21 protein-coding genes are annotated in these 21,466 nt (G+C 72.0%); 12 read left to right on the top strand and 9 right to left on the bottom strand.

Going from position 1 to position 21,466, the window contains the following annotated elements:
- Positions 1-495: 495 nt before the first annotated feature.
- Positions 496-1,173, bottom strand: a complete 678-nt coding sequence (locus HD601_RS20125; RefSeq protein WP_184824858.1) for an ATP-binding cassette domain-containing protein — start codon at positions 1,171-1,173, stop codon at positions 496-498.
- Positions 1,170-2,072, bottom strand: a complete 903-nt coding sequence (ypfJ, locus tag HD601_RS20120) for a KPN_02809 family neutral zinc metallopeptidase (protein WP_184824856.1) — start codon at positions 2,070-2,072, stop codon at positions 1,170-1,172. The genes HD601_RS20125 and ypfJ overlap by 4 nt, the downstream gene beginning before the upstream one ends.
- A gap of 108 nt (positions 2,073-2,180) precedes the next feature.
- Between ypfJ and abc-f the strand changes: the two genes are divergently transcribed.
- From abc-f to HD601_RS20105, 3 genes are all read left to right on the top strand, one after another.
- Entirely contained in the window at positions 2,181-3,779 is a 1,599-nt protein-coding gene (gene abc-f, locus HD601_RS20115; protein ID WP_184824854.1) for a ribosomal protection-like ABC-F family protein, read from the top strand.
- A gap of 125 nt (positions 3,780-3,904) precedes the next feature.
- A complete protein-coding gene (locus tag HD601_RS20110) occupies positions 3,905-4,126 on the top strand; it encodes a helix-turn-helix domain-containing protein (protein ID WP_184830079.1) in 222 nt (73 codons plus the stop codon).
- Positions 4,127-4,732: 606 nt separating this feature from the next.
- Positions 4,733-6,622, top strand: a complete 1,890-nt coding sequence (locus HD601_RS20105) for an ABC transporter ATP-binding protein (RefSeq protein ID WP_184830078.1) — start codon at positions 4,733-4,735, stop codon at positions 6,620-6,622.
- A gap of 210 nt (positions 6,623-6,832) precedes the next feature.
- On the opposite strand, the gene HD601_RS20100 is transcribed toward HD601_RS20105, so the two are convergent.
- From HD601_RS20100 to HD601_RS20090, 3 genes are read right to left on the bottom strand one after another with little or no spacing between them, the layout of a single operon-like run.
- Positions 6,833-7,597 (bottom strand): SDR family oxidoreductase, encoded by a 765-nt coding sequence (locus HD601_RS20100; protein ID WP_184824852.1) that lies wholly within the window; start codon positions 7,595-7,597, stop codon positions 6,833-6,835.
- A gap of 20 nt (positions 7,598-7,617) precedes the next feature.
- Positions 7,618-9,405, bottom strand: coding sequence for a glycoside hydrolase family 15 protein (locus HD601_RS20095; protein ID WP_184824849.1), 1,788 nt, complete (start codon positions 9,403-9,405; stop codon positions 7,618-7,620).
- 22 nt (positions 9,406-9,427) lie between these two features.
- A complete protein-coding gene (locus HD601_RS20090) occupies positions 9,428-10,195 on the bottom strand; it encodes an SURF1 family cytochrome oxidase biogenesis protein (protein WP_184824847.1) in 768 nt (255 codons plus the stop codon).
- A 68-nt stretch (positions 10,196-10,263) separates the two neighbouring features.
- Here HD601_RS20090 and moaA point away from each other — a divergent pair, with 68 nt between their 5' ends.
- Positions 10,264-11,253 (top strand): GTP 3',8-cyclase MoaA, encoded by a 990-nt coding sequence (moaA, locus tag HD601_RS20085; RefSeq protein WP_184824845.1) that lies wholly within the window; start codon positions 10,264-10,266, stop codon positions 11,251-11,253.
- A 181-nt stretch (positions 11,254-11,434) separates the two neighbouring features.
- Here moaA and HD601_RS20080 read toward each other — a convergent pair whose 3' ends face one another.
- Complete coding sequence (locus HD601_RS20080; RefSeq protein WP_184824843.1) at positions 11,435-11,848, bottom strand: DUF3099 domain-containing protein; 414 nt, start codon at positions 11,846-11,848, stop codon at positions 11,435-11,437.
- Here HD601_RS20080 and HD601_RS20075 point away from each other — a divergent pair.
- The 5 genes from HD601_RS20075 to HD601_RS20055 all read left to right on the top strand — a co-directional run bounded on the left by HD601_RS20075 (position 11,847) and on the right by HD601_RS20055 (position 15,417).
- Complete coding sequence (locus HD601_RS20075) at positions 11,847-12,056, top strand: dodecin (protein ID WP_184824841.1); 210 nt, start codon at positions 11,847-11,849, stop codon at positions 12,054-12,056. The genes HD601_RS20080 and HD601_RS20075 overlap by 2 nt on opposite strands.
- A gap of 73 nt (positions 12,057-12,129) precedes the next feature.
- Positions 12,130-12,834 carry a 3-oxoacyl-ACP reductase FabG gene (gene fabG, locus HD601_RS20070; protein ID WP_184824839.1) on the top strand — a complete coding sequence of 235 codons (705 nt, stop codon included), beginning with the start codon at positions 12,130-12,132 and terminating at the stop codon, positions 12,832-12,834.
- Positions 12,834-13,598 (top strand): enoyl-ACP reductase FabI, encoded by a 765-nt coding sequence (fabI, locus tag HD601_RS20065; RefSeq protein ID WP_184824837.1) that lies wholly within the window; start codon positions 12,834-12,836, stop codon positions 13,596-13,598. Before fabG ends, fabI begins: the two co-directional genes overlap by 1 nt.
- A complete protein-coding gene (locus tag HD601_RS20060; protein ID WP_221441143.1) occupies positions 13,595-14,884 on the top strand; it encodes an alpha/beta fold hydrolase in 1,290 nt (429 codons plus the stop codon). Before fabI ends, HD601_RS20060 begins: the two co-directional genes overlap by 4 nt.
- Positions 14,881-15,417 (top strand): DivIVA domain-containing protein, encoded by a 537-nt coding sequence (locus tag HD601_RS20055; protein ID WP_184824835.1) that lies wholly within the window; start codon positions 14,881-14,883, stop codon positions 15,415-15,417. The genes HD601_RS20060 and HD601_RS20055 overlap by 4 nt, the downstream gene beginning before the upstream one ends.
- A gap of 223 nt (positions 15,418-15,640) precedes the next feature.
- Here the strand turns inward: HD601_RS20055 and HD601_RS20050 are convergent, their stop codons facing one another.
- Positions 15,641-16,750 (bottom strand): polyprenyl synthetase family protein, encoded by a 1,110-nt coding sequence (locus HD601_RS20050; RefSeq protein WP_221441142.1) that lies wholly within the window; start codon positions 16,748-16,750, stop codon positions 15,641-15,643.
- Positions 16,751-16,866: 116 nt separating this feature from the next.
- Here HD601_RS20050 and metF point away from each other — a divergent pair, with 116 nt between their 5' ends.
- On the top strand, positions 16,867-17,784 hold the full coding sequence (metF, locus tag HD601_RS20045) for a methylenetetrahydrofolate reductase [NAD(P)H] (protein WP_184824831.1): 918 nt from the start codon (positions 16,867-16,869) through the stop codon (positions 17,782-17,784).
- A 16-nt stretch (positions 17,785-17,800) separates the two neighbouring features.
- On the opposite strand, the gene HD601_RS20040 is transcribed toward metF, so the two are convergent.
- Both HD601_RS20040 and HD601_RS34940 read right to left on the bottom strand, forming a co-directional pair.
- Entirely contained in the window at positions 17,801-18,970 is a 1,170-nt protein-coding gene (locus HD601_RS20040; protein ID WP_184824829.1) for an FAD-dependent oxidoreductase, read from the bottom strand.
- A 6-nt stretch (positions 18,971-18,976) separates the two neighbouring features.
- Positions 18,977-19,486, bottom strand: coding sequence for a YbaK/EbsC family protein (locus HD601_RS34940; protein ID WP_184824827.1), 510 nt, complete (start codon positions 19,484-19,486; stop codon positions 18,977-18,979).
- 108 nt (positions 19,487-19,594) lie between these two features.
- On the opposite strand from HD601_RS34940, the gene HD601_RS20030 reads away from it, so the two are divergent.
- Both HD601_RS20030 and HD601_RS20025 read left to right on the top strand, forming a co-directional pair.
- Complete coding sequence (locus tag HD601_RS20030; RefSeq protein ID WP_221441141.1) at positions 19,595-20,101, top strand: SAV_6107 family HEPN domain-containing protein; 507 nt, start codon at positions 19,595-19,597, stop codon at positions 20,099-20,101.
- A gap of 88 nt (positions 20,102-20,189) precedes the next feature.
- Entirely contained in the window at positions 20,190-21,119 is a 930-nt protein-coding gene (locus HD601_RS20025) for a proteasome assembly chaperone family protein (protein WP_184824825.1), read from the top strand.
- Positions 21,120-21,466 lie beyond the last annotated feature (347 nt).

Raw genomic sequence — 21,466 nt, 5'->3', positions numbered from 1 at the left:
CGCGGGGACCCGCCTCAAGTCCGCGCCCTCTGTGGTCGGCTTTCGCTGTGGCTTCCGGGGCTTCGACTTGACCCGGGTCCCCGCGGCCTAAGAACGGGCAGCTATCAGGGGGACGGGGGGAGTCTGGCGACGGGTGAGTGGTCGGCGGGCCTGCACCATCCCACGATGCGGGATTTCGGGCGCGTTGGCTGGGCCGCCCACCACGATTACCCGAGCCTCAAGACGCCTGCAATCGTGTTGGGGCTCGGGTAATCCTCGTGATGTACGCGATCCTTGATGATCATCACTGTCCATACCCCGGCGAACCGGACGAAACGGGCATGGAAGGGCGAGGCGTGCCCAGGGTCTCCCCATCCCTCTGATAGCTGCCAGTTCTTGGCCGCGGAACCGCGGGTCAAGTCCGTCTCTCCGGCGCGAAGCGCCTCCATCGTCGGACTTGAGGCGCGGTTGCGCGGCTAAGACACTGGGCAGCAGGGGGACGGGGAGCCCACCTCATCACTCCGACGAACTGAGGTCCACGTAGAACGCCACGGCTTCGGCGGGCAACCCGTCGAACACCAGGCGACCGTCGTCGAAGACCAGGACACGGTCCATGGCGAGCACCGCGTCCAAGTCGTGCGTCACCAGCACCACCCGCTGCGGCAACTCCGCCAGCAACGCCAGCACGCGCCGGGTGTTGCGCAGGTCCAGCAGCGTCGTCGGCTCGTCGCAGACCAGGACCTTCGGCTCCGTCACCAGCACCGAACACAGCGCCAGCAGCTGCTTCTGGCCGCCGGACAGCAGGTGCGCCGGATGGTCGGCGTGCCCGGCCAGCCCGAACGACGACAGCGCCTCGGCGACGCGCTCGGACACGACCGCACGCGGCAGGTCGCGCAATCCGAACGCGACGTCCTCGGCGACCGTGGGCATGAGGATCTGCGCGTCGGGGTCGGTGAACACGAAGCCCACCGAGCGTCGCACCTCCGCGCCCGACCGGCCCCGGGTCGACAGCCCGTCGACCGTTACGGACCCCGTCGTCGGCAGGACCAGCCCGTTCAGCAGGCGCGCGAACGTCGACTTGCCCGACCCGTTGGCGCCGATGACCCCGACCCGCTGCTCGGTCAGCGTCACGGACACGTCGCGCAGGACGGTCCGGTCGCCGTACCGATGGCTGACCTCCTGGACCTCTATCACAGGGACGACGCGGCGAAGGTGTCGCAGGCCGCGATGTCGCCGGTCTTGAGGCCCGTGGTGAACCAGCGCTGCCGCTGCTCGCTGGACCCGTGCGTCCACGACTCCGGCGTGACGGTGCCCTGGAAGCGCTCTTGGATGTAGTCGTCGCCGACGGTGTTGGCGGCGGACAGGGCGTCGGAGATGTCCTGCTGCGTCAGCTCGGTGATCAGCGGCTGGCCGGAGCCGTCTTCGGCCGTGGTGGCGTGGTGCGCCCACATGCCGGCGTAGCAGTCGGCCTGCAGCTCGAGCCGGACGGCGTCGGACGTCGGCCCGGACTGGGTGCGGACGCGCTGCATCTGGCCGGTGAGGTTCTGGATGTGGTGGCCGTACTCGTGGGCCAGGACGTACGCCTCGGCGAACTGGCCGCTGGGGCCGCCGTAGGTGGTGCGCAGCTGGTCGAAGAACCCGAGGTCGAGGTAGACGTTCTGGTCGCCGGGGCAGTAGAACGGCCCCACCTGCGACGACGCCGTGCCGCACCGGGTGGTGACGGACGAGGTGAAGAACGTCGTGGTGGCCGGGGTGTACTGCTCGCCGGCCGCGGCGAAGTAGTCCTCCCAGAACGCCTGGGCGGAGTTGACGTAGAGCACGAAGCGGCAGTCGGCGTTCTGGTCGATGTCGGCGACCGTCTGGCACTCGCGCTCGAGCTCGCCCTCGGAGCCGGGCTCGGCCTGGACGCCGGACGCACCGCCGTCGTCGCCGCCCAGGAGGTCGGCCGGGTTGTTCCCGGTGAGAAGCGCGATCAGCGCGATGATCACCACGCCGATGCCGCCACCGGCCGCCGCTGTGCGGCCGGCCGGGCGCCGGCCACGCTGGTCGGACACCTGGGAAGAGTCCAGGCGTGCCCGCCGGTTGAACTTCATGGCCGATTCACCTCCCGCGTAGACTGCTCACCATGATGCCCGTGGCGGACTGATCGTGCTGCGCCGGTCACCCAACCCCACACGAGGCCACGGAGAGTTCACCCTGACATGATCACCGCTCATCAGCTCGAAGTGCGTGCAGGCGCGCAGGTACTTCTCGAAGACGCCAGTTTCCGCATCGGCCCGGGCGACAAGGTCGGGCTGGTGGGCCGCAACGGCGCCGGCAAGACCACGCTCACCCGCATCCTGGCCGACGAGGGCCAGCCCGCCTCCGGCTCCGTCGTGCGCACGGGCCCCATCGGCTACCTCCCGCAGGACCCCCGCGCCGGCGACCCCGAGGTCGTCGCCCGCGACCGCATCCTGGGCGCCCGCGGGCTCGACGTCGTCGTCGCCGGCATGCGCAAGGCCGAGAAGCAGATGGCCTCCAGCGACCAGGACGAGCACGAGCGCGGCATGCGCCGCTACGCCCGGCTCGAGGCCGAGTTCCTGGCCGCCGGCGGGTACGCCGTCGAGTCCGAGGCCGCCACCATCGCCGCCAGCCTCGGACTGGCCGACCGCGTGCTCACGCAGCCGCTGAAGACGCTCTCGGGCGGTCAGCGCCGCCGCGTCGAGCTGGCCCGCATCCTGTTCTCCGACGCCGAGACGCTGCTCCTGGACGAGCCGACCAACCACCTCGACGCCGACTCCATCGTGTGGCTGCGCGACTTCCTGCGGGCCTACAAGGGCGGCCTGGTGGTCATCAGCCACGACGTCGCGCTGCTCGACAAGACGGTCAACCGCGTCTTCCACCTCGACGCCAACCGCGCCGCCCTCGACGTCTACAACATCGGCTGGACGGCGTACCTCGCCCAGCGCGAGACCGACGAGCGACGGCGGCACCGCGAGCGGGCCAACGCCGAGAAGAAGGCCGCCGCCCTCAAGGCGCAGGCCGACCGCATGCGCTACAAGGCCACGAAGGCCACCGCGGCGCAGAACATGGACCGTCGCGCCCAGCGGCTGCTGTCGGGGCTCGAGGAGTCGCGCCGGTCGGACAAGGTCGCCAAGCTGCGCTTCCCCGACCCCGCGCCGTGCGGCAAGACGCCGCTCACGGCCAGCGGACTGTCGAAGTCGTACGGATCGCTCGAGGTCTTCACCGACGTCGACCTCGCCATCGACCGCGGCAGCCGGGTCGTCATCCTGGGCCTCAACGGTGCCGGCAAGACGACGCTGCTGCGGCTGCTCGCGGGCGTCGAGGCGGCCGACACCGGCGCCGTCGAGCCCGGCCACGGCCTGCGCCTGGGCTACTACGCGCAGGAGCACGAGACGCTCGACACCTCGCGGACGGTCCTCGAGAACCTGCGCAGCTCGGCGCCGGACCTCCCGGAGCTCGAGGCGCGCCGCGTGCTCGGCTCGTTCCTGTTCTCCGGCGACGCCGTCGACAAGCCGGCCGCCGTGCTGTCCGGCGGCGAGAAGACCCGGCTGGCGCTGGCCTCGCTGGTCGTGTCCAGCGCCAACGTGCTGCTGCTCGACGAGCCGACCAACAACCTCGACCCCGCCTCCCGCGAGGAGGTGCTGGGTGCGCTGCGCTCGTTCGCCGGCGCGATCGTCCTGGTGACCCATGACGAGGGCGCCGTCGAGGCGCTGAACCCCGAGCGGGTCGTGCTGCTCCCCGACGGAGTCGAAGATCTGTGGAACCCCGACTATGCGGAGCTCGTCTCACTCGCATAGGAGAGGTCCATCCACGCTGCGTCTTTTTCGTTCCCCGGAGCACGATCGGGGCTTCGAGTGGCGAAAATGCGCAATGAAGCGGATCATTGTCATCTGTCATGCAGGACAACGAAACGGGAGGACGCGTGGCCGAGAAGTTGGTAAAAGGCGCGCGGATCAGTGGGGGGCAGCGTGACAAGCTCGCCTCTGACCTGAAGAAGAAGTACGAAGGTGGTCGGAGCATCCGCGAGCTCGCCACCGAAACCGGGCGTTCCTACGGGTTCGTCCACCGGGTTCTGTCGGAGTCCGGTGTCAACCTACGAGGGCGTGGAGGGGCCACACGAGGCAAGGCCAAGAAGCAGGTCTGAACCAGCCCCTAGTTGGTCGAGATGCCGGAGGAGGGTGGCCTCCAGCAGCTCGATCACCCCGAGAAACGCTTCGTCACCCATGGCGCGGTCCCCGGCGCGCACGCCTCACCAGGCGATGCGGCGGCGATCCACCGAGTCCCTGACCGGTGCATCGTTCGGCGGTTACTCGAGTCGTCGTACTCGAACCCGAGGGGCCTTCACTCATCTGTCGACCACGGTCGCGGCCGGTACAGCCGATCGGGCGAGCCTGACATATCGGGCAGCCGTCAAGCGGTCGCACTCCGCACTGTTGATCTTGGTCCGAGTCATTGCTCGCGATATCGGCGCGCTTTCACTGAGAGTGACGTGAAGGCAGTTCATGCCAGTCCGGGAGTTCGTTCTGTCACGGTGCGTGACGGCTTGGTGTTGGCCAATTGGATCCGGAGAACCGCCATTCGGTCACCGTGGGTGACCATTCGTGCCGCCACGATACCCGGTGACATTGCGCCGCGATGCCCCCTGCATGCTCTGAGCGAACGCGGGAAGAATCGGTTGCGCACCCGGCGTTGTCGGCGCTGAGTCGCATGATGGACCCAGCGGACGTGAAGGAGGTCGACGCCGGTGTCGATGGGAATGGGCCAGGCCTGGCGCGCTTCCAGATCGTTCTCCAGCGACCAGTCGGTCAAGCAGCAACGGCTGGCCCGGGGGACCGTCAAGCGCATCGCCGGCTACGGCCGGCCCTACCGCTTCCAGCTGGCCGTGTTCCTCGGCACCACCATCCTCGCGGCGGCCTCCGCTGCCGCCGTCCCGCTGCTGCTGAAGGTCCTCATCGACGACGGCGTCAGCGCGGGCGACCGCGCGGTGGTCGTCTGGTCGGCCCTGGCGGTCGCCGGGCTCGCCGTCGTCGACGTCATCCTGGGCCTGCTGGGCCGGTGGATGTCGGCGCGCGTGGGCGAGGGCCTCATCTTCGACCTGCGCCGCCAGGTCTTCGACCACGTGCAGCGCCAGCCGGTCGCGTTCTTCACCCGCACCCAGACCGGTTCGCTGGTGTCGCGGCTCAACAGCGACGTCATCGGCGCGCAGCAGGCGTTCACGGGCACGCTGTCGCAGGTCGTGAGCAACTTCGTGACGCTGGTGCTGGCACTGGGCGCCATGCTCGTGCTGTCGTGGCAGATCACCCTCATCGTGCTGGTGCTGGTGCCGCTGTTCCTGCTGCCGGCCCGCTTCATCGGCCGCAAACTGGCCGACATCAGCCGCGAGTCCATGCAGCTCAACGCCGCCATGAGCCAGACCATGACCGAGCGGTTCAACGTCTCCGGCGCGCTGCTGGTCAAGATCTTCGGCCGCTACCAGGACGAGAACGCCGCGTTCGGCGGGGCGGCCGGCCGGGTCCGCGACATCGGCATCGTCCAGGCGCTCTACGCGCGGTACTTCTTCCTCGGGCTGACGTTCCTCGCCTCGCTCGCGACGGCGGTCGTCTACGGCGTCGGCGGCTGGCTGGCCATCGGCGGCACGCTCGAGGTCGGCACGCTGGTCGCGCTGGCGGCGCTGCTGACCCGCCTTTACGGGCCGCTGACGGCACTCTCGAACGTCCAGGTCGACATCATGACGGCGCTGGTCAGCTTCGAGCGGGTCTTCGAGGTGCTCGACCTCCCGCCCATGGTCCGCGACACCGACGGCGCGCGCCCGCTCCCGTCCGGCGACGAGCAGCTGTCGGTCGCGTTCGAGGACGTCGAGTTCGGCTATCCGGGCGCTGACGACGTCTCGCTCGCCTCGCTCGAGTCCGTCGCCCGGCCCGTCTCGGCCTCGCCCGAACCCGTCCTCAACGGCGTCTCCTTCGACGTCGAGCCGGGCCAGCTGGTCGCCCTGGTGGGGCCGTCGGGCGCCGGCAAGTCGACCATCACGCACCTGGTGTCGCGGCTCTACGACCCCACGGCGGGCGTGGTCCGGGTCGGCGGCCGCAACCTGCGCGACGTCACCCTCGAGTCGCTGCACGAGGCCGTCGGCGTCGTCACCCAGGACGCGCACATGTTCCACGACACCATCCGCTACAACCTCGCCTACGCCCGCCCCGCAGCCGGCGACGACGAGCTGTGGGCTGCCCTGCAGGCCGCGCAGATCGCCCCGCTGGTCCGGTCGCTGCCCGAGGGCCTCGACACCGTCGTCGGCGACCGCGGCTACCGGCTCTCCGGCGGCGAGAAGCAGCGGCTGGCCATCGCCCGGCTGCTGCTCAAGGCCCCGCGTGTGGTCGTCCTCGACGAGGCCACGGCGCACCTCGACTCCGAGTCCGAGGTGGCCGTTCAGCGGGCGCTCGAGACCGCGCTCACCGGCCGCACGTCACTGGTCATCGCGCACCGGCTGTCGACCATCCGCGGCGCCGACACCATCCTCGTCGTCGACGGCGGCCGCATCGTCGAGCGCGGCACGCACGAGCAGCTGCTCGCCGCCGGTGGCACCTACGCCGAGCTCTACCGCACCCAGTTCGCCCTGCAGGACGCGCCCGCCCGCACCGCCTGAGCCCTCCCGCACCGGCCGGCTGGGAATGATCACGTTCACCACCCGATTCCCTGCGCCACGAGGCCTGCAGACCTCTTGATCCGCGGAGAGACCTCGTGATGCGCGTCCGGCCGCGCATCACGAGGATCACCCGCGCATCACGAGGTCTGCAGGCCTCGTGCGGGACCGAATCGGGTGGTGAACGTGATCATTCCGAGGCGGGGGCGGCGATCAGAGCGAGCGGATCGACCCGCCGTCGACGGCGATGACGGAGCCGGTGACGTAGGACGCGGCGGGGGAGAGGACGAACGCCGCGACACGGCCGAACTCCTCGGGCCGGCCGTAGCGGCGCAGCGGGATGGTCTTCGACGCGGCCGCCTTGACCTCTTCGGGGTCGCGGCCGGACATCGCCGCCAGCTCGCGCAGGCGGTCGGTCTCGACGCTGCCGGGCAGCAGTCCGACCGTGCGCACGCCGTCGGGCCCCAGCTCGTCGGCCAGCTGCTTGACGACCATCGCGAGGCCGGGCCGGAGCCCGTTGGACGCGGCGAGCCCGGCGATGGGCGCCTTCACCGAACTGGACAGCACGAACGCCAGCGCACCGCCGCCGGACAGCCGCGACGCGACCACGCGGGCCACGCGCACGGCGCCGAGGAATACGCTCTCGAAGGCGGCCCGCCACTGGTCGTCGTCGAGGTCGACCACGCGACCGGCGGGCGGCCCGCCGACGCTGACGAGGGCGCCGTCGAGCCGGCCGAACCGGTCCAGCGCGAGGTCGGCCAGCCGCTCCGGGGTCGACGGGTCGGCGTTGTCGGCGGCCAGCCCGGCCGCGACGCCGTCGCCGCCCAGGTCGGACACCGCGGCGTCGACCGACTCCTGCGACCGCGATGCCAGCACCAGCCGGGCGCCGTCGGCGACGAGCGCCTCGGCACCGGCCCGGCCGAGCCCGCGGGTGCCGCCGGTGACGATGTAGACGCGATCCTTCAGCCCGAGATCCATGGTCGACGATCCTAGGACCGTCAGGCGTGGCCCGTAGCGGGCCGCCCCATCTCGGACAGCAGGTAGGCCGCCGTCACCAGCGGGATGTGGCTGAGCGCCTGCGGGAAGTTGCCGACCATGCGGCCGATGCGCGGGTCGAACTCCTCGGCCAGCAGCCCGAGGTCGTTGCGCAGGCTCAGCAGGTGCTCGAACAGCTCCCGCGCCCGCTCGGTCCGCCCGGTCAGGTGCAGCGCCTCGACCAGCCAGAACGAGCAGGCCAGGAAGGCGCCCTCGTCGCCGGGCAGGCCGTCGACGTCGTGCTCGGTGCGGTAGCGCAGCACCAGGCCGGTGTCGGTGCACAGGTCCTTGGAGATGGCGTCGACGGTGCCGACGACGCGCGGGTCGTCGGGTGGCAGGAAGCCGACGATGGGGATCTGCAGCAGCGCGGCGTCGAGCGCCGGGTGGCCGTAGGACTGGGTGAACGTGTTGCGCGAGGCGTCGTAGCCGTTCTTGACGACGTCGTTCATGATCGTCGCGCGCAGCGCCTTCCACCGGTCCGGCTGGCCGCTGACGCCGTCGTTCTGCAGGGCGGCGACGGCGCGGTCGGCCGCCACCCACGCCATGACCTTGGAGTGGACGAAGTGCCGGCGCGGCCCGCGGATCTCCCAGAGGCCCTCGTCGGGCTGGCTCCAGGCGCCCTCGAGGTGCTGCAGCAGCTTCTCCTGCAGCGCCCACACGTGCCGTTCGAGCGTCAGCCCGTGCTGGTGCGCGCGGGCCAGCGTGTCGATGACCTCGCCGTAGACGTCGATCTGCAGCTGTTCCGCGGCCGCGTTGCCGACGCGGACCGGGCTCGAGCTCTCATAGCCGGGCAGCCAGTCGATCTGGTACTCCTGCAGCCGCCGCTCGCCGCTGATGCCGTACATGATCTGCAGGTCGCCGGGGTCGCCGCCGATGGCCCGGATCAGCCAGTCGCGCCAGGCCCGCGCCTCGTCGACGTAGCCGCTGCGGATCAGCGCGTCCAGGGTGAACGCGGAGTCGCGCAGCCAGCAGTACCGGTAGTCCCAGTTGCGCACGCCGCCGATGTTCTCGGGCAGCGACGTGGTGGGTGCGGCGACGATGCCGCCGGTGGGCTCGTACGTCAGCGCCTTGAGGGTGAGCAGCGAGCGCATGACGGCGTCGCGGTACGGGCCGTCGTAGGTGCACTGGGCCGCCCAGCCGGTCCAGAACTTCTCCGTGGCGTCCAGGGCCTGCAGGGCGTCGACGGGGGACTCGGGCGGGTCGTGTGACGGGCCCCAGGCGAGGACGAAGCTGAGGCGCTCGCCCTCGCCGACGGTGAAGTCGGAGTGCGTCGTCAGCGCCCGCCCGTACGTCGGCACCTCGCAGTGCAGCGCGACGGAGTCGGGCCCGGCGACGCCGACGATGAGGCCGTTCTCGCGGTGCACCCACGGCACCGAGCGGCCGTAGTCGAAGCGCAGCCGCAGCTCGCTGTGCATGGGCACCCGGCCGGACAGCCCCTCGACGATGCGGACGACGTCGTGCTGCCCGGTGCTCGGCGGCATGAAGTCGATGACCTTGACGCTGCCGTGCGGGGTGTCCCAGACGTGCTCGAGGATCAGGGTGTCGCCGCGGTACCAGCGGCGGTCGGCCTGGCCGGCGCCGATGGGCGCGATGCGCCAGAACCCGTGCTTGGGGGTGCCGAGCAGCGAGGCGAAGCAGGCGGCGGAGTCGAACCGCGGCAGGCAGAGCCAGTCGATGGTGCCGTCACGGTCGACGAGCGCCGCGGTGTGCAGGTCGCCGATGATGCCGTGGTCCTCGATGAGACCCGTCATCCCTCCATTAGTACCCGACGGCCTAGGTTCGCGCCGGTGTCTGCGGCGCGTCCTGCTCGTGTGTCTCGTCACGGCCGCGCGCCTCGGCCCGGATGAGCAGGACGAACCCACCCACGCCGACGACGGCGAACAGGAACCACTGGATGGCGTAGGACAGGTGCGGCCCGGACTCCTGCGACGGCGGGTCGATGAGCTGCAGCGCGGTGGCCGGCTCTGGATCCTGGGTGATCAGCTCGCCCCAGGCGCCGTAGAGCGGGTAGGGCAGCCCGGCCTCGATCGTCCCGACGTCGACGAACCGGACCGCGCCGGTGGACGGGTCGACGCCGTCGTGCCCGGACTCGCTGTGCCGGACCCGTGCGGTGACGGTGACCTCGCCGGTGGGCGGGGCGGGCAGCTCGATCTGGTCGTCGTCGCGGCCGTCGGCGGCGACGAACCCGCGGTCGACCAGCAGGGCGGGACCGTCGTCGGTGACCAACGGTGTCAGCGCGTGCACGCCGCGCGTGCCGTCGACCGGGCGCAGCCGCAGCCGCAGCTCGTTGTCGACGTCCCAGTGGCCGGTGACCTGGACGGTGCTCCACTCGTCGCCGGTGGCCAGCGGCTCGCCCGGTGGCACCAGCTGCGCGGCCGGCACGGGGTCGCCGTCGACGTTGGCCTCGATGACGGCGTTGCGGTCCTGCCGCTGCTCGTTGCGGTCGAGCTGCCACAGCCCGAGCCGCACGCAGACCAGCACCAGCAGCACTCCGGCGAGCGTGCGCACCAGCCATCGCCGCGACGCCAGGAACCTGTACACGCCCACGACGGTACGCCGGGTGGTGGACGAGGGCGGCATCGGGGCGCACAGAGGCTTAGGCTGGAACGGTGCTGGTAGACCGATATGGACGCGTGGCCACTGACCTGCGGGTGTCTCTGACCGATCGGTGCAACCTGCGCTGCACCTACTGCATGCCCGAAGAGGGCCTGGCCTGGCTGCCGCGCCAGGACATCCTCACCGACGACGAGGTCGTGCGGCTGGTCCGCATCGCCGTCGAGCGGCTGGGTGTGCGCGAGGTCCGGTTCACCGGCGGCGAGCCACTGCTGCGCCGCGGGCTGGTCGACATCGTCGCCGCCTGCGCCCGGCTCGACCCGCGCCCCGAGCTGTCGCTCACCACCAACGCCGTCGGGCTCGCCCGCACGACCGTGGCGCTGGCCGAGGCCGGCCTCGACCGCGTCAACGGCTCCCTCGACACCCTGCGCGCCGACCGGTTCGAGGCGCTGACGCACCGCCGCCGGCTCGACGACGTCCTGGCCGGACTGGCCGCGGCGCGTGACGCCGGGCTCGAGCCCGTCAAGATCAACGCCGTCCTCATGCGCGGCCTCAACGACGACGAGGCACCCGAGCTGCTCGCGTGGGCGCTCGAGCACGGCTACGAGCTGCGCTTCATCGAGCAGATGCCGCTCGACGCGCAGCACGGCTGGGACCGCTCGACCATGGTGACGGCCGAGGAGATCCTGGCGTCGCTACAGAGCGTGTTCGACCTCACCCCGGTGGGCGACGTCGAACGGGGCAGCGCGCCGGCCGAGACCTGGCTCGTGGGCGGCGGCCCGGCCCGCGTCGGCGTCATCGCGTCGGTCACCCGGCCGTTCTGCGGGAACTGCGACCGGACCCGCCTCACGGCCGAGGGACAGGTGCGCAACTGCCTCTTCGCGCGCGAGGAATCGGACCTGCGCGGGGCCATGCGCGACGGTGCCGACGACGCCGAGCTGGCGCGTCGCTGGGAGGTCGCCATGGCGGGCAAGGCGGCCGGTCACGGCATCGATGACCCGGGGTTCTTGCAGCCGTCGCGGCCGATGTCCGCTATAGGCGGGTAATAACCGCAAATTCAGCGGTTGACCAGGTGAGATTCGACACATTGGCCGGTAGATGAGGACGACGCCGGGCAGCCACGGGGGAAGCCGCCCGACGTCGCCGGTACGCAACGCACCGACGGGGGAATACGGAACGTGCGCCTGGGGAGTATTGCACGTTCCACAACCACTTCGGAAGGCCCTGTCAATGTTCGATTCGATCTTTGGTCGACGCGCCGGGAGGAAGGGCCAGCCGCGGCGGCGGAACCACTGGTGAGAGCGCGCTTCGGCGCGGCTGGCTGGCGGCGTTGGCGATGACGACGGCGACATAGGGCAGCACGACCGCACCCAGGATGAACACCCACCGAAGCCAACCCTGAGTGACGACGGCGAGCGGGAGACAGGCGATTCTGATGCCCATCATGATCAGATAGCGCCGCTGCCGGCTGGCGAGATCGTCACTGTGCGGTGCCGCGGCCGTAGTGACCGACGGCACAGGATCACTCCGGCGTTGACCGTGGTGTCGACCCGTCCCATTCACGGTTCCACGGTAGGCCAGAATCGTGCGATCGATGCAGCCGGGCCGCCATCGTCCGGCGCGACGAAAGGAAATCGCCATGAACCGTACCTACCGGGTGACCGAGATCGTCGGCACGTCCAGCGAGGGGATCGACGAGGCGGTGCGCAACGGCATCGGCCGGGCCGCCCAGACGCTGCGCCACCTCGACTGGTTCGAGGTGACCGAGATCCGCGGGCAGATCGTCGACGGCGACGTGCAGCACTTCCAGGTCGGCATGAAGGTGGGCTTCCGCCTCGAGGACGCCTGACGCCCTGGCCGGGGATTCGTCCGGTATCCGGTAGCGTCGGCGCCGTCGTTCGCAGACCAGAGAAGGAGCACACGTGGGTCGGTCGGTACTGGTGACCGGTGGGAACCGCGGCATCGGGTTGGCCATCGCGCGCTCGTTCGCGCAGGCCGGTGACGACGTCACCGTCACCCACCGCAGCGGCGAGCCGCCCGAGGGACTGGCGGGTGTGCTGTGCGACGTCACCGACGCGGAGTCCGTCGACGCGGCGTTCACCCAGGTCGAGGCCGCACAGGGGCCTGTCGAGGTGCTGGTGGCCAACGCCGGCATCACCCGCGACACGCTGCTGCTGCGGATGAGCGAGTCCGACTTCACCGACGTGCTCGACACCAACCTGACGGGCGCGTTCCGCGTCGCCAAGCGGGCCGCCAAGGGCATGCTCCGGGCCCGCAACGGCCGGGTCGTGTTCATCTCCAGCGTCGTGGGCCTGCTGGGCTCGCCGGGGCAGATGAACTACGCGGCGAGCAAGGCCGGCCTGGTCGGCCTGGCCCGGTCCATGGCCCGCGAGCTGGGCAGCCGCAACATCACCGCCAACGTCGTCGCCCCCGGGTTCGTCGAGTCGGACATGACGGCCGAGCTCACCGAGGAGCGGCGCAAGGAGATCCTGGCCGGCATCCCGCTCGGCCGGTACGCCAGCGCCGACGAGGTGGCGCGGGTCGTGCGCTGGGTGGCGAGCGAGGACGCGGCGTACGTGACGGGTGCGGTCATTCCGGTGGACGGCGGATTGGGGATGGGTCACTGATGGGCATTCTCGAGGGCAAGCGGATCCTGGTCACCGGGGTCCTGACGGAGTCGTCGTTCGCCTTCCACGTGGCGAGGCTGGCGCAGGAGCAGGGCGCCACCGTCGTGCTCACCGGCTTCGGCCGCATGAGCCTGGTCGAGCGGATCGCCAAGCGGCTGCCGACGCCCGCGCCGGTGGTCGAGCTGGACGTCACCAGTACCGAGCAGCTCGACTCCCTGGCGGCCCGCGTCGGCGAGCACGTCGACGGGCTCGACGGCGTCGTCCACTCCGTCGGCTTCGCGCCGCAGACGGCGCTCGGTGGCGCGTTCCTCGAGACGCCGTTCGAGGACGTCTCGACCGCCATCCACGCGTCGACGTACTCGCTGAAGTCGCTGACCATGGCGACGCTGCCGCTGATGCCCGACGGCGGCTCCGTCGTCGGCATGGACTTCGACGCACAGGTGGCCTGGCCCGGGTACGACTGGATGGGCGTCGCGAAGGCCGGCCTCGAGGCGACGGCGCGCTACCTGGCCAAGTACCTGGGGCCGCAGAACGTGCGGGTGAACCTCATCTCGGCCGGGCCGGTGAAGACCATGGCGGCGCGCTCGATCCCCGGGTTCACCGACTTCGAGGGCGTCTGGAACGACCGCGCGCCGCTGGGCTGGGACCTGTCCGACCCCGAGCCCGGCGCCCGCGGCGTCGTCGCGCTGCTGTCGGACTGGTTCCCCAAGACCACCGGTGAGGTCATCCACGTCGACGGCGGTGTGCACGCGGTGGGCGCGTGATCCCGGCCGGGCGCGACGGCTCCGTCCGCCTGGGCGGACTGGTCCTGCGGGACCACTGGTTCGACGTGCCGCTGTCGCATGCCGGCGGGGCCGGCGGCGAGACCATCCGGCTCTACGCGCGCGAGGTCGTGTCGGCGTCCGATCCGGACAAGGACCGGCCGTGGCTGCTGTTCCTGCAGGGCGGGCCGGGCGGCAAGGCGACCCGGCCGGCCGGCGCGTCGGGCTGGGTCGGCCGGGCGGTCGAGGACTTCCGGGTGCTGCTGCTCGACCAGCGCGGCACCGGCCGGTCGACGCCGGCGACGGCGGCGACGCTGTCTGCTCGCGGTGATGCCGCCGCCCAGGCGGAGTACCTGGCGCACTTCCGGGCCGACGCGATCGTGGCCGACTCCGAGCTGGTGCGGCGTCAGCTGGCCGGCGAGGACACCGCGTGGCACGTGCTCGGGCAGTCCTACGGCGGGTTCTGCTCGCTGACCTATCTGTCGTTCGCGCCCGAGGGGCTGGCGTCGGTCATGCTGACCGGCGGGCTGGCCCCGGTCGCCGTCGGCGCCGACGACGTCTACGCCGCCACCTACCGCACCGTCGAGCGGAAGAACGCGCAGTTCCACGCCGCCTTCCCGTGGGCGCGGGAGCGGCTGTCCGCCGTCGCCGATCATGTGCGGGACCATGATGTGCGGCTGCCCGACGGGTCGCGGCTGACGGTGCCGCGGCTGCAGGCGCTGGGGCACGGGCTGGGCGCGAACTCGGCGATCCCCGGGCTGGCGTACCTGCTCGAGGAGGCGTTCGCCGCCGACGGCGTGCTGTCCGACACCTTCCTCGTCGGCGCCTGGGAGACGCTGTCGTTCGCGAGCGGGCCGCTGTACGCCGTCCTGCACGAGGCCTGCTACGCGCACGAGACCGCCACCCGCTGGTCGGCCGAGCGGGTGGGTGCGGGGCTGCCGCAGTTCGGTCCGGACGCCGACCCGCTGCTGCTCACCGGCGAGATGATCTATCCCTGGATGTTCGAGCACGACCCCGCGCTGGTGCCGCTTCGGGCGGCCGCCGACCTGCTGGCGGAGCGCGAGTGGGGTCCGCTCTACGACCTCGACCGGCTGGCCGCCAACGAGGTCCCGGTCGCGGCCGCCCTCTACACCGAGGACATGTACGTCGACGCCGGGCTGTCCCGCGACACGGTGGCGCGGGTGCGCGGGCTGCGTGCCTGGGAGACCAACGCCCACGAGCACGACGGCCTGCGCGAGACCGAGGACGTCATCGACCGGCTGATCCGGATGAACCGGGGTGAAGTGTGAGGCCCGAGGACCTGCCGCCGGGGGAGCGCTTCACCGTCGTGCGACTCTCCGAGGGCTACGACATCGCCGAGGTCGACGCGTTCGTCGACCGGATCCGGGCCACCCTGGGTACCACCCTCTCCGACGACGAGGTGCGCCAGGTCCAGTTCACGGCGGTGCGGCTGCGCGCCGGGTACGACATGCGCTCCGTCGACGAGTACCTCGACGACGTGATCGCCCGGCTGTCCGTCGCCCCGACCCCGCCCGCGGTCGCCGAGCCGCCGTCGTCGTCGCCGCCGAGTGCGGCGGAGCGGGCCGCGTTGCTCGCCGTCGCCGGCCGGGAGCGCGGCAGCCGCTTCGCCCGGCCCCGGTTCGGCCGGGGCTATCACCCGGACCAGGTGGACGCATTCGTCGACGAGGTGCGCGGCACCCTGGCGACGACCCTGACCCGGGCCGAGGTCGCGAACACGCACTTCGACCTTGTGTGGCGCGGCTACGACCCCCGCGAGGTCGACGCTTGGCTGGTCGCCGTAGAGGACCACACTCGCGGCTGACCTGCCCCCGGGCTGGGCCGCCCCGCCCAGAGGGTGGGCCGTCCCACCCACCGGGTGGGCAGGACCCGCCCGGAGGGGTGGGACCCCACGTTAGCGCCGCGAACCGACAAAGTCGGCCGCGTTCCTGAACCCCGGTTGATCATGGAGAAGGTCGGGTTTCCAGCGACGGGGAAGCCGACCTTCTCCATGATCAACTGCCGGCGCGGGGCGGCCGGCTGCCGCGTCAGTGGGTGCGCTCGGTGGTCAGCTCGATGAGCTGCGACAGCGCCTTGCGGCCGTCGTCGGTGACGTCGGCGGCGTCGAGGGCGGAGCGGGCGTCGGCGACCAGCTGGGTGACCAGGGTCTCGACGCGGTCCAGCGCGCCGGTGCCGACCAGGACCTCGCGCAGCGCCGTCACGCCGTCGAGGTCCAGCGAGGGGTCGCCCAGCCGCGCCGCCACCAGGGCCGCTTGGGACGCCGTCGCCCGTTCCAGTGCGTACGCGATCAGCAGCGTCCGCTTGCCCTCGCGCAGGTCGTCGCCGGTCGGCTTGCCGGTCTGGGCCGGGTCGCCGAAGACGCCGAGGACGTCGTCGCGGAGCTGGAACGCCTCGCCGAGCGCCGCTCCGAACCGGTGGTACGACGCCAGCTGCGGTGACGACGCGCCGGCCAGCGCGCCGCCGATGACCAGCGGGTGCTCGACGGAGTAGCGCGCGGACTTGTAGCGGATGACCGTCCGGGCCCGGTCGGCCTGACCCGACGGCGCGCCGGCGCCGCTGACCTGCTCGAGCATGTCGAGGTACTGCCCGCCGCCGACCTCGGTGCGCATGCGGTCGAACACCGCCCGCGCGGACCGCAGGCGAACGCCGTCGACGGCGGCGAGGTCGAACAGCTCGGCGCTCCACGCGAGCAGCATGTCGCCGAGCAGGATCGCGGCCGCCGCGCCGAACGCGTCCGGGTCGCCCTGCCAGCCGGAGTCGCGGTGCAGCGTCGCGAACCGCCGGTGCACCGACGGCAGCCCGCGGCGGGTGTCGGAGGCGTCGATGAGGTCGTCGTGGACCAGCGCCGACGCCTGGAAGAGCTCCAGCGCCGCCCCGATGGTGACCAGCGCGTCATCGGCCGGGTCGCCGTCGGCCGCCCGCCAGCCCCAGTAGCAGAACGTCGGGCGCAGCCGCTTGCCGCCGGACAGGAACGCGGCCGCCGCGTCGATCAGCGGCAGCGTCTGCGGGCTCGCCTCGCCGAGCAGGTCGCGCTGGCCGTCCAGGAACGTGTCGAGGGCCTGCTGGATGCGCGGGCGCAGCAGGCCGACGGGGTCGTCGGGCCCGGCCAAGTCGTCGCGGGGCGCAGTGGTCACCACGCCTGCAAGGCTAGGGGGTGCCGGGTCGTGACGGCGGACGCGGGCGGCGTCCGGCCAGACTTCCGAACGCTGAGACGATCTGTCCGAAACGCGGACGTGGCCGGTACTCTTGGCGAATGGCTCTGGGTCTTCCGTCGACCATGCCCGGTGGTGCGCGCACCATCCGGGAGCTGCTCGCATCGGGCGGGAGATCGTTCTCGTTCGAGTTCTTCCCGCCGAAGGACGAGCGGGCCGAGGCCGCGTTCTGGCAGACCATGCGCGAGCTCGAGCGGCTGCAGCCGACCTTCGTCTCCGTGACGTACGGCGCCGGCGGCACCACCCGCGACAAGACCGTGCGCATCACCGAGAGCGTCGCCCGCGACACCACGCTCACCGTCGTCGGTCACCTCACCGCCGTCAACCACTCGGTGGCGGAGCTGCGCAACATCATCGGCCAGTACGCCGACGCCGGGGTGCGCAACTTCCTCGCCCTGCGTGGCGACCCGCCCGGCGACCCGCGCGGCGAGTGGGTCAAGCACCCCGAGGGCTACGAGTTCTCCGAGGACCTCGTCCGGCTCCTGGGTGCCACCGGCGACTTCTGCGTCGGCGTCGCGGCGTTCCCGGACAAGCACCCGCGCTCGCCCGACCTCGAGACCGACGCCCGCTTCCTGGCCCGCAAGTTCCAGGCCGGCGCCGACTACGCCATCACGCAGATGTTCTTCCACGCCGACGCCTACCTGCGGCTGCGCGACCGCGTGGCGGCGGGCGGGGGCGAGGCGCCGATCATCCCGGGCATCATGCCGGTCACCAACGTGCGGCAGATCCAGCGCTTCGCCGTGCTCACCGACGCCGACTTCCCGGCCCCGCTGGCCGACCGGTTGCTCGCCGTCGAGGACGACCCTGAGGCCGTGCGCGCCATCGGCGTCGAGGTCGCGACGGAGCTGTGCGAGCGGCTGCTCGCCGAGGGCGTGCCCGGCCTGCACTTCATCACGCTGAACAAGTCGACGGCGACGCGCGAGATCTACCAGAACCTCGGGGTCGGCGTCCCGTCCTGAGTGGCCGACGACGGCGTCAGGCCCGGCCGATGTGGTCGGTGACGATCGCGGCCGACAGCGCGACCAGCGGGATGCCGGGGCCCGGGTGCGCCCCGGAGCCGGCGAGGTAGAGCCCGGGGGTCCGGGTGACGTTGGCCGGACGGCGGAAGAGTGCGGTCACGCGGCCGGCCGCGACCCCGTGCACCCCCGGCGGGGTGAGGTGGCGCACCCGCCCCTCGGGGGTGTCGTAGGTGACGACGGCGGGGCCCCCGTCATCGGGAAAGCGGACGGACGGGGTCGCGCTCGGTTCCGTGACTCCGGCGGCCGGGGTCACGACGGCGTCGACGTCACCCAGGGTGGCGGGCGGGATGCTGGCCGGACCGCGACGGAGCCGGCCGAGCAGGCGGAGCGGGTCGGCGGCGAGGTCCGGCGGCAGCAGGCTCGGCTGGGCCGCCCAGACCACGACATCGGCCGCGACGGCGTCGTCGTCGGCGGGCTGGACGCCGGTGACCCGGCCGCCGTCGACGATTGGGCGGGCGATCGGCACCCCGTAGCGGAAGGTGGCGCCCCGCTCGGCCGCCCGGCTCGCCAGCACGGCGGCGAGTGCGCTGACGCCGTCGGCGACCGTCCAGACCCCGAACGTCTGCTCGAGGTAGGGGAGGACGGTGAGCGCCGCGGGCGCCGTCGCCGGATCGGCGCCGTAGCGGGTGGCATAGGACTCGAGGATCGGCCGCAGTCGCGGCTCGGGCAGCGAGGCCGCGACGTCGCGCAGGGTGCCCGACGGCGGCGACGGCTTGGCGCCGGCGTGGCCCATGACCAGCGCCCGCAGCTCGCGCCAGGACCGGTCGCCGTGCGCGACGACGGCGTCCCACTGCGCGCCCGAGCCCCGGCCGAGCGCGTCGTCGAACGTGCGCCGGGCACCGGACGGGCTGGCGTTCGGGACGGTTATCTCGGTGCCGTCGGCGAGCACCCAGCGCACGGCGGGGTCGACAGGGACGACGTCGAGCTCCTTCTCGAGCGGCCGGCCGGTCTTGCGGAACAGGTCGCGCAGGACGGCCGGCAGCGTGAACGGCTGCGGCCCGTGGGCGAGCTGGCCGCCGTGCGTGCCGGCCGCCTCGAGCACCGTCACGTCGTGGCCGAAGTCGGCCAGCGCGAGGGCGGAGCACAGGCCGGCCAGGCCGGCGCCCACGACGACGACGCGTGCCACGGGTCGTCAGGCGGTGACGTCGACGGGGGTGCCGCCGGTGACGCGGACCAGCTCGTCGAACGTCGTCGGGAAGACGGAGTGCGGGTGGCCGGCCGCGGCCCAGATCTCGTCGTGCTCGGCCAGCCAGACATCGACCAGCGTGCGCACCGGCGCCGGGTGGCCGACCGGGGCGACCCCGCCGATGGGCTGGCCGGTGTGGGTGCGGACGAACGTGGGATCGGCGCGCCCGACGGTGGCGGCGCCGGCCGCGCGGGCGAGTACCGCGACGTCGGCCCGGTGCGCGCCGCTGGTGAGGACGAGCAGCGGAGCGCCGTCGCAGTCGAAGATCAGCGAGTTGGCGATGGCGCCGACCTCGCAGCCCAGCTGCTCGGCCGCCGCGGCGGCGGTGGGTGCGGAGTCGGGGAGGACGACGACCCCTTCGGCCGCGCTCGTGGCGCCGGCCTCGGTGAGGGCCGCGCGGACGCGCTGGACGTTGGGGTGGCCGAGGACCTTCTGGTCACTGTCGAGGCTGGTCACGGGGGTCGAGCCTACCGTCCCGGATTCGTGGTTCGAGACGTTGTCGGAGGTGGGGTGTACATTGATTCGTAGGTCGAACAGTCGTTCGAACACGAAGCGGAGGCGGCAATGACTGTCGAGATCCAGGACTACAGCAGGGTGGCGCCCGGCCTGTCGGTGCGACGGTCGCGGCCGCCCATGGGGCACGCGACGCTCGACCTCATCGAGCACGCCCGGTTGTGCCTCGCCGAGGCGGCGTCGGCCGGGCACGCCGGCGACCGGTTCGCCGCCGCCCACCTCGCGGCGCTGCGGGCCGCCGCGGCCGTGCTGGCGGCCAAGGCCCGGCCAATCGAGGCGCGCGGCCGCGGCCGGCGCGGTCACGGCCCGCGCAACGTCTGGGACCTGCTGCCCGGGGTCGCGCCCGAGCTGGCCGAGTGGGCGGCGTTCTTCGGCGCCAACGCCGGCAAGCGGGCCGCGGCGCAGGCCGGGCTGCCGGGCGCGGTCACCCCGCGAGAGGCCGACGACCTCCTGCGCGAGGCCGACGCGTTCCTCGGCCTGGTGTGCGTGCTGCTGGGGCTCCCGTACCAGGAGCCGCTCGACGGACCGGTGGTGGCGCTCACTCCCGGCGCGGCCTGATCCTCACGCGCCGTGACGCCCGGGAAGTGTTGAGGGGGTCGCGGCGTTATGGAGGATGTCTTGTCTGTCCGATGTCGGGAGATCCGCCATGTCGAGCCGCAGTGATCTGTACGAGCTCGTGGACGAGCCGGCCGAGCTCGACTCGCCGGTCCTCGTCTACTGGTTCGACGGTTTCGTCGACGCCGGCCGCGCCGGTGGGGGCCTCGTCGATCACCTGCTCGCCACCCTCGACACCGAGGTCGTGGCCACGTTCGACGTCGACTCCCTCATCGACTACCGCTCCCGCCGCCCCGAGATGCGCTTCGCCGACGGCTCGTTCCAGGACTACGACGCCCCCGAGCTGACCCTGCGCCTCGTCCGCGACGACGTCGGATCGCCGTTCCTGCTGCTGTCCGGCCCCGAGCCCGACGTGCGGTGGGAGGCGTTCATCTCCGCCGTCACCGACCTCATCGAGCGGCTCGGCGTGCGGCTGACCATCGGGGTGCACGGCATCCCCAACCCGGTCCCGCACACCCGCCCGCTGAGCGTGCTCACCCACGCCAACCGTCCCGGCCTCCTCGACGACTCCGCCCTCGTCGACGTCGAGCTGCGCGTCCCCGGCAACATCGGCTCGCTGCTCGAGTACCGCCTCGGCCAGACCGGCCACGACGCCATCGGCCTCGTCGCCCGTGTGCCCCACTACCTCGCCGAGTCCGAGTACCCGCAGTCGTCGCTGACGCTGCTCCGCGCGCTGAGCGCCACCACCGGGCTCCTGTTGCCGTCCGGTGAGCTGGCCGAGGCCGCGCGCCGTACCGATGAGCTCGTCCGCGAGCAGGTCGAGGGCAACGACCAGGTCGCCAAGGTCGTCCACGCGTTGGAGAACCAGTACGACGCCTTCGCCGGCGGCGATGCGCGGGGGAGCCTGATCGCCGAGCAGCGCGCTGTGCCCAGTGCTGACGAGATCGGGGCCGAGCTGGAGCAGTTCCTCGCGGACCTCGACTCCGGGGATGACGAGGACGACGATCAGGGCGACCGGTAGGTCTTCTCTGAGGTCGTGGGGTTGCGCTGGGTTTCCCGTCCCCCTGCTGCCCATTCTCTTAGCCCCGGCCGCGCGCCTCAAGCGGACCGACAGAGGCGCTTCGCGCCGGAGGGGACCGCTTGACCCGCCCGTCCAGGGTCTAAGAACAGGCAGCTATCAGGGGGGCGGGGGAGTCTGGCGACGGGTGGGTGGCTCGTTGCTGGCTGCGGTCGTCTTCACTAGCTCTGCGTAGTGAAGTGGCGGCGTGGGGAGGGACTTGTCCTTGCTATAGCGGGGAGGACTCCGTCCTGACGTTATCGAACTGGCGGCGGGTCGTCCTGGTCTGGTGTCACGTGCTGGTCTGCTGT

This window comes from Jiangella mangrovi, from assembly GCF_014204975.1.
Lineage (GTDB): Bacteria > Actinomycetota > Actinomycetes > Jiangellales > Jiangellaceae > Jiangella > Jiangella mangrovi.
The sequence above is the reverse complement of the archived record's forward strand: the minus strand, read 5'-3'. Positions and strand labels throughout refer to the sequence as shown.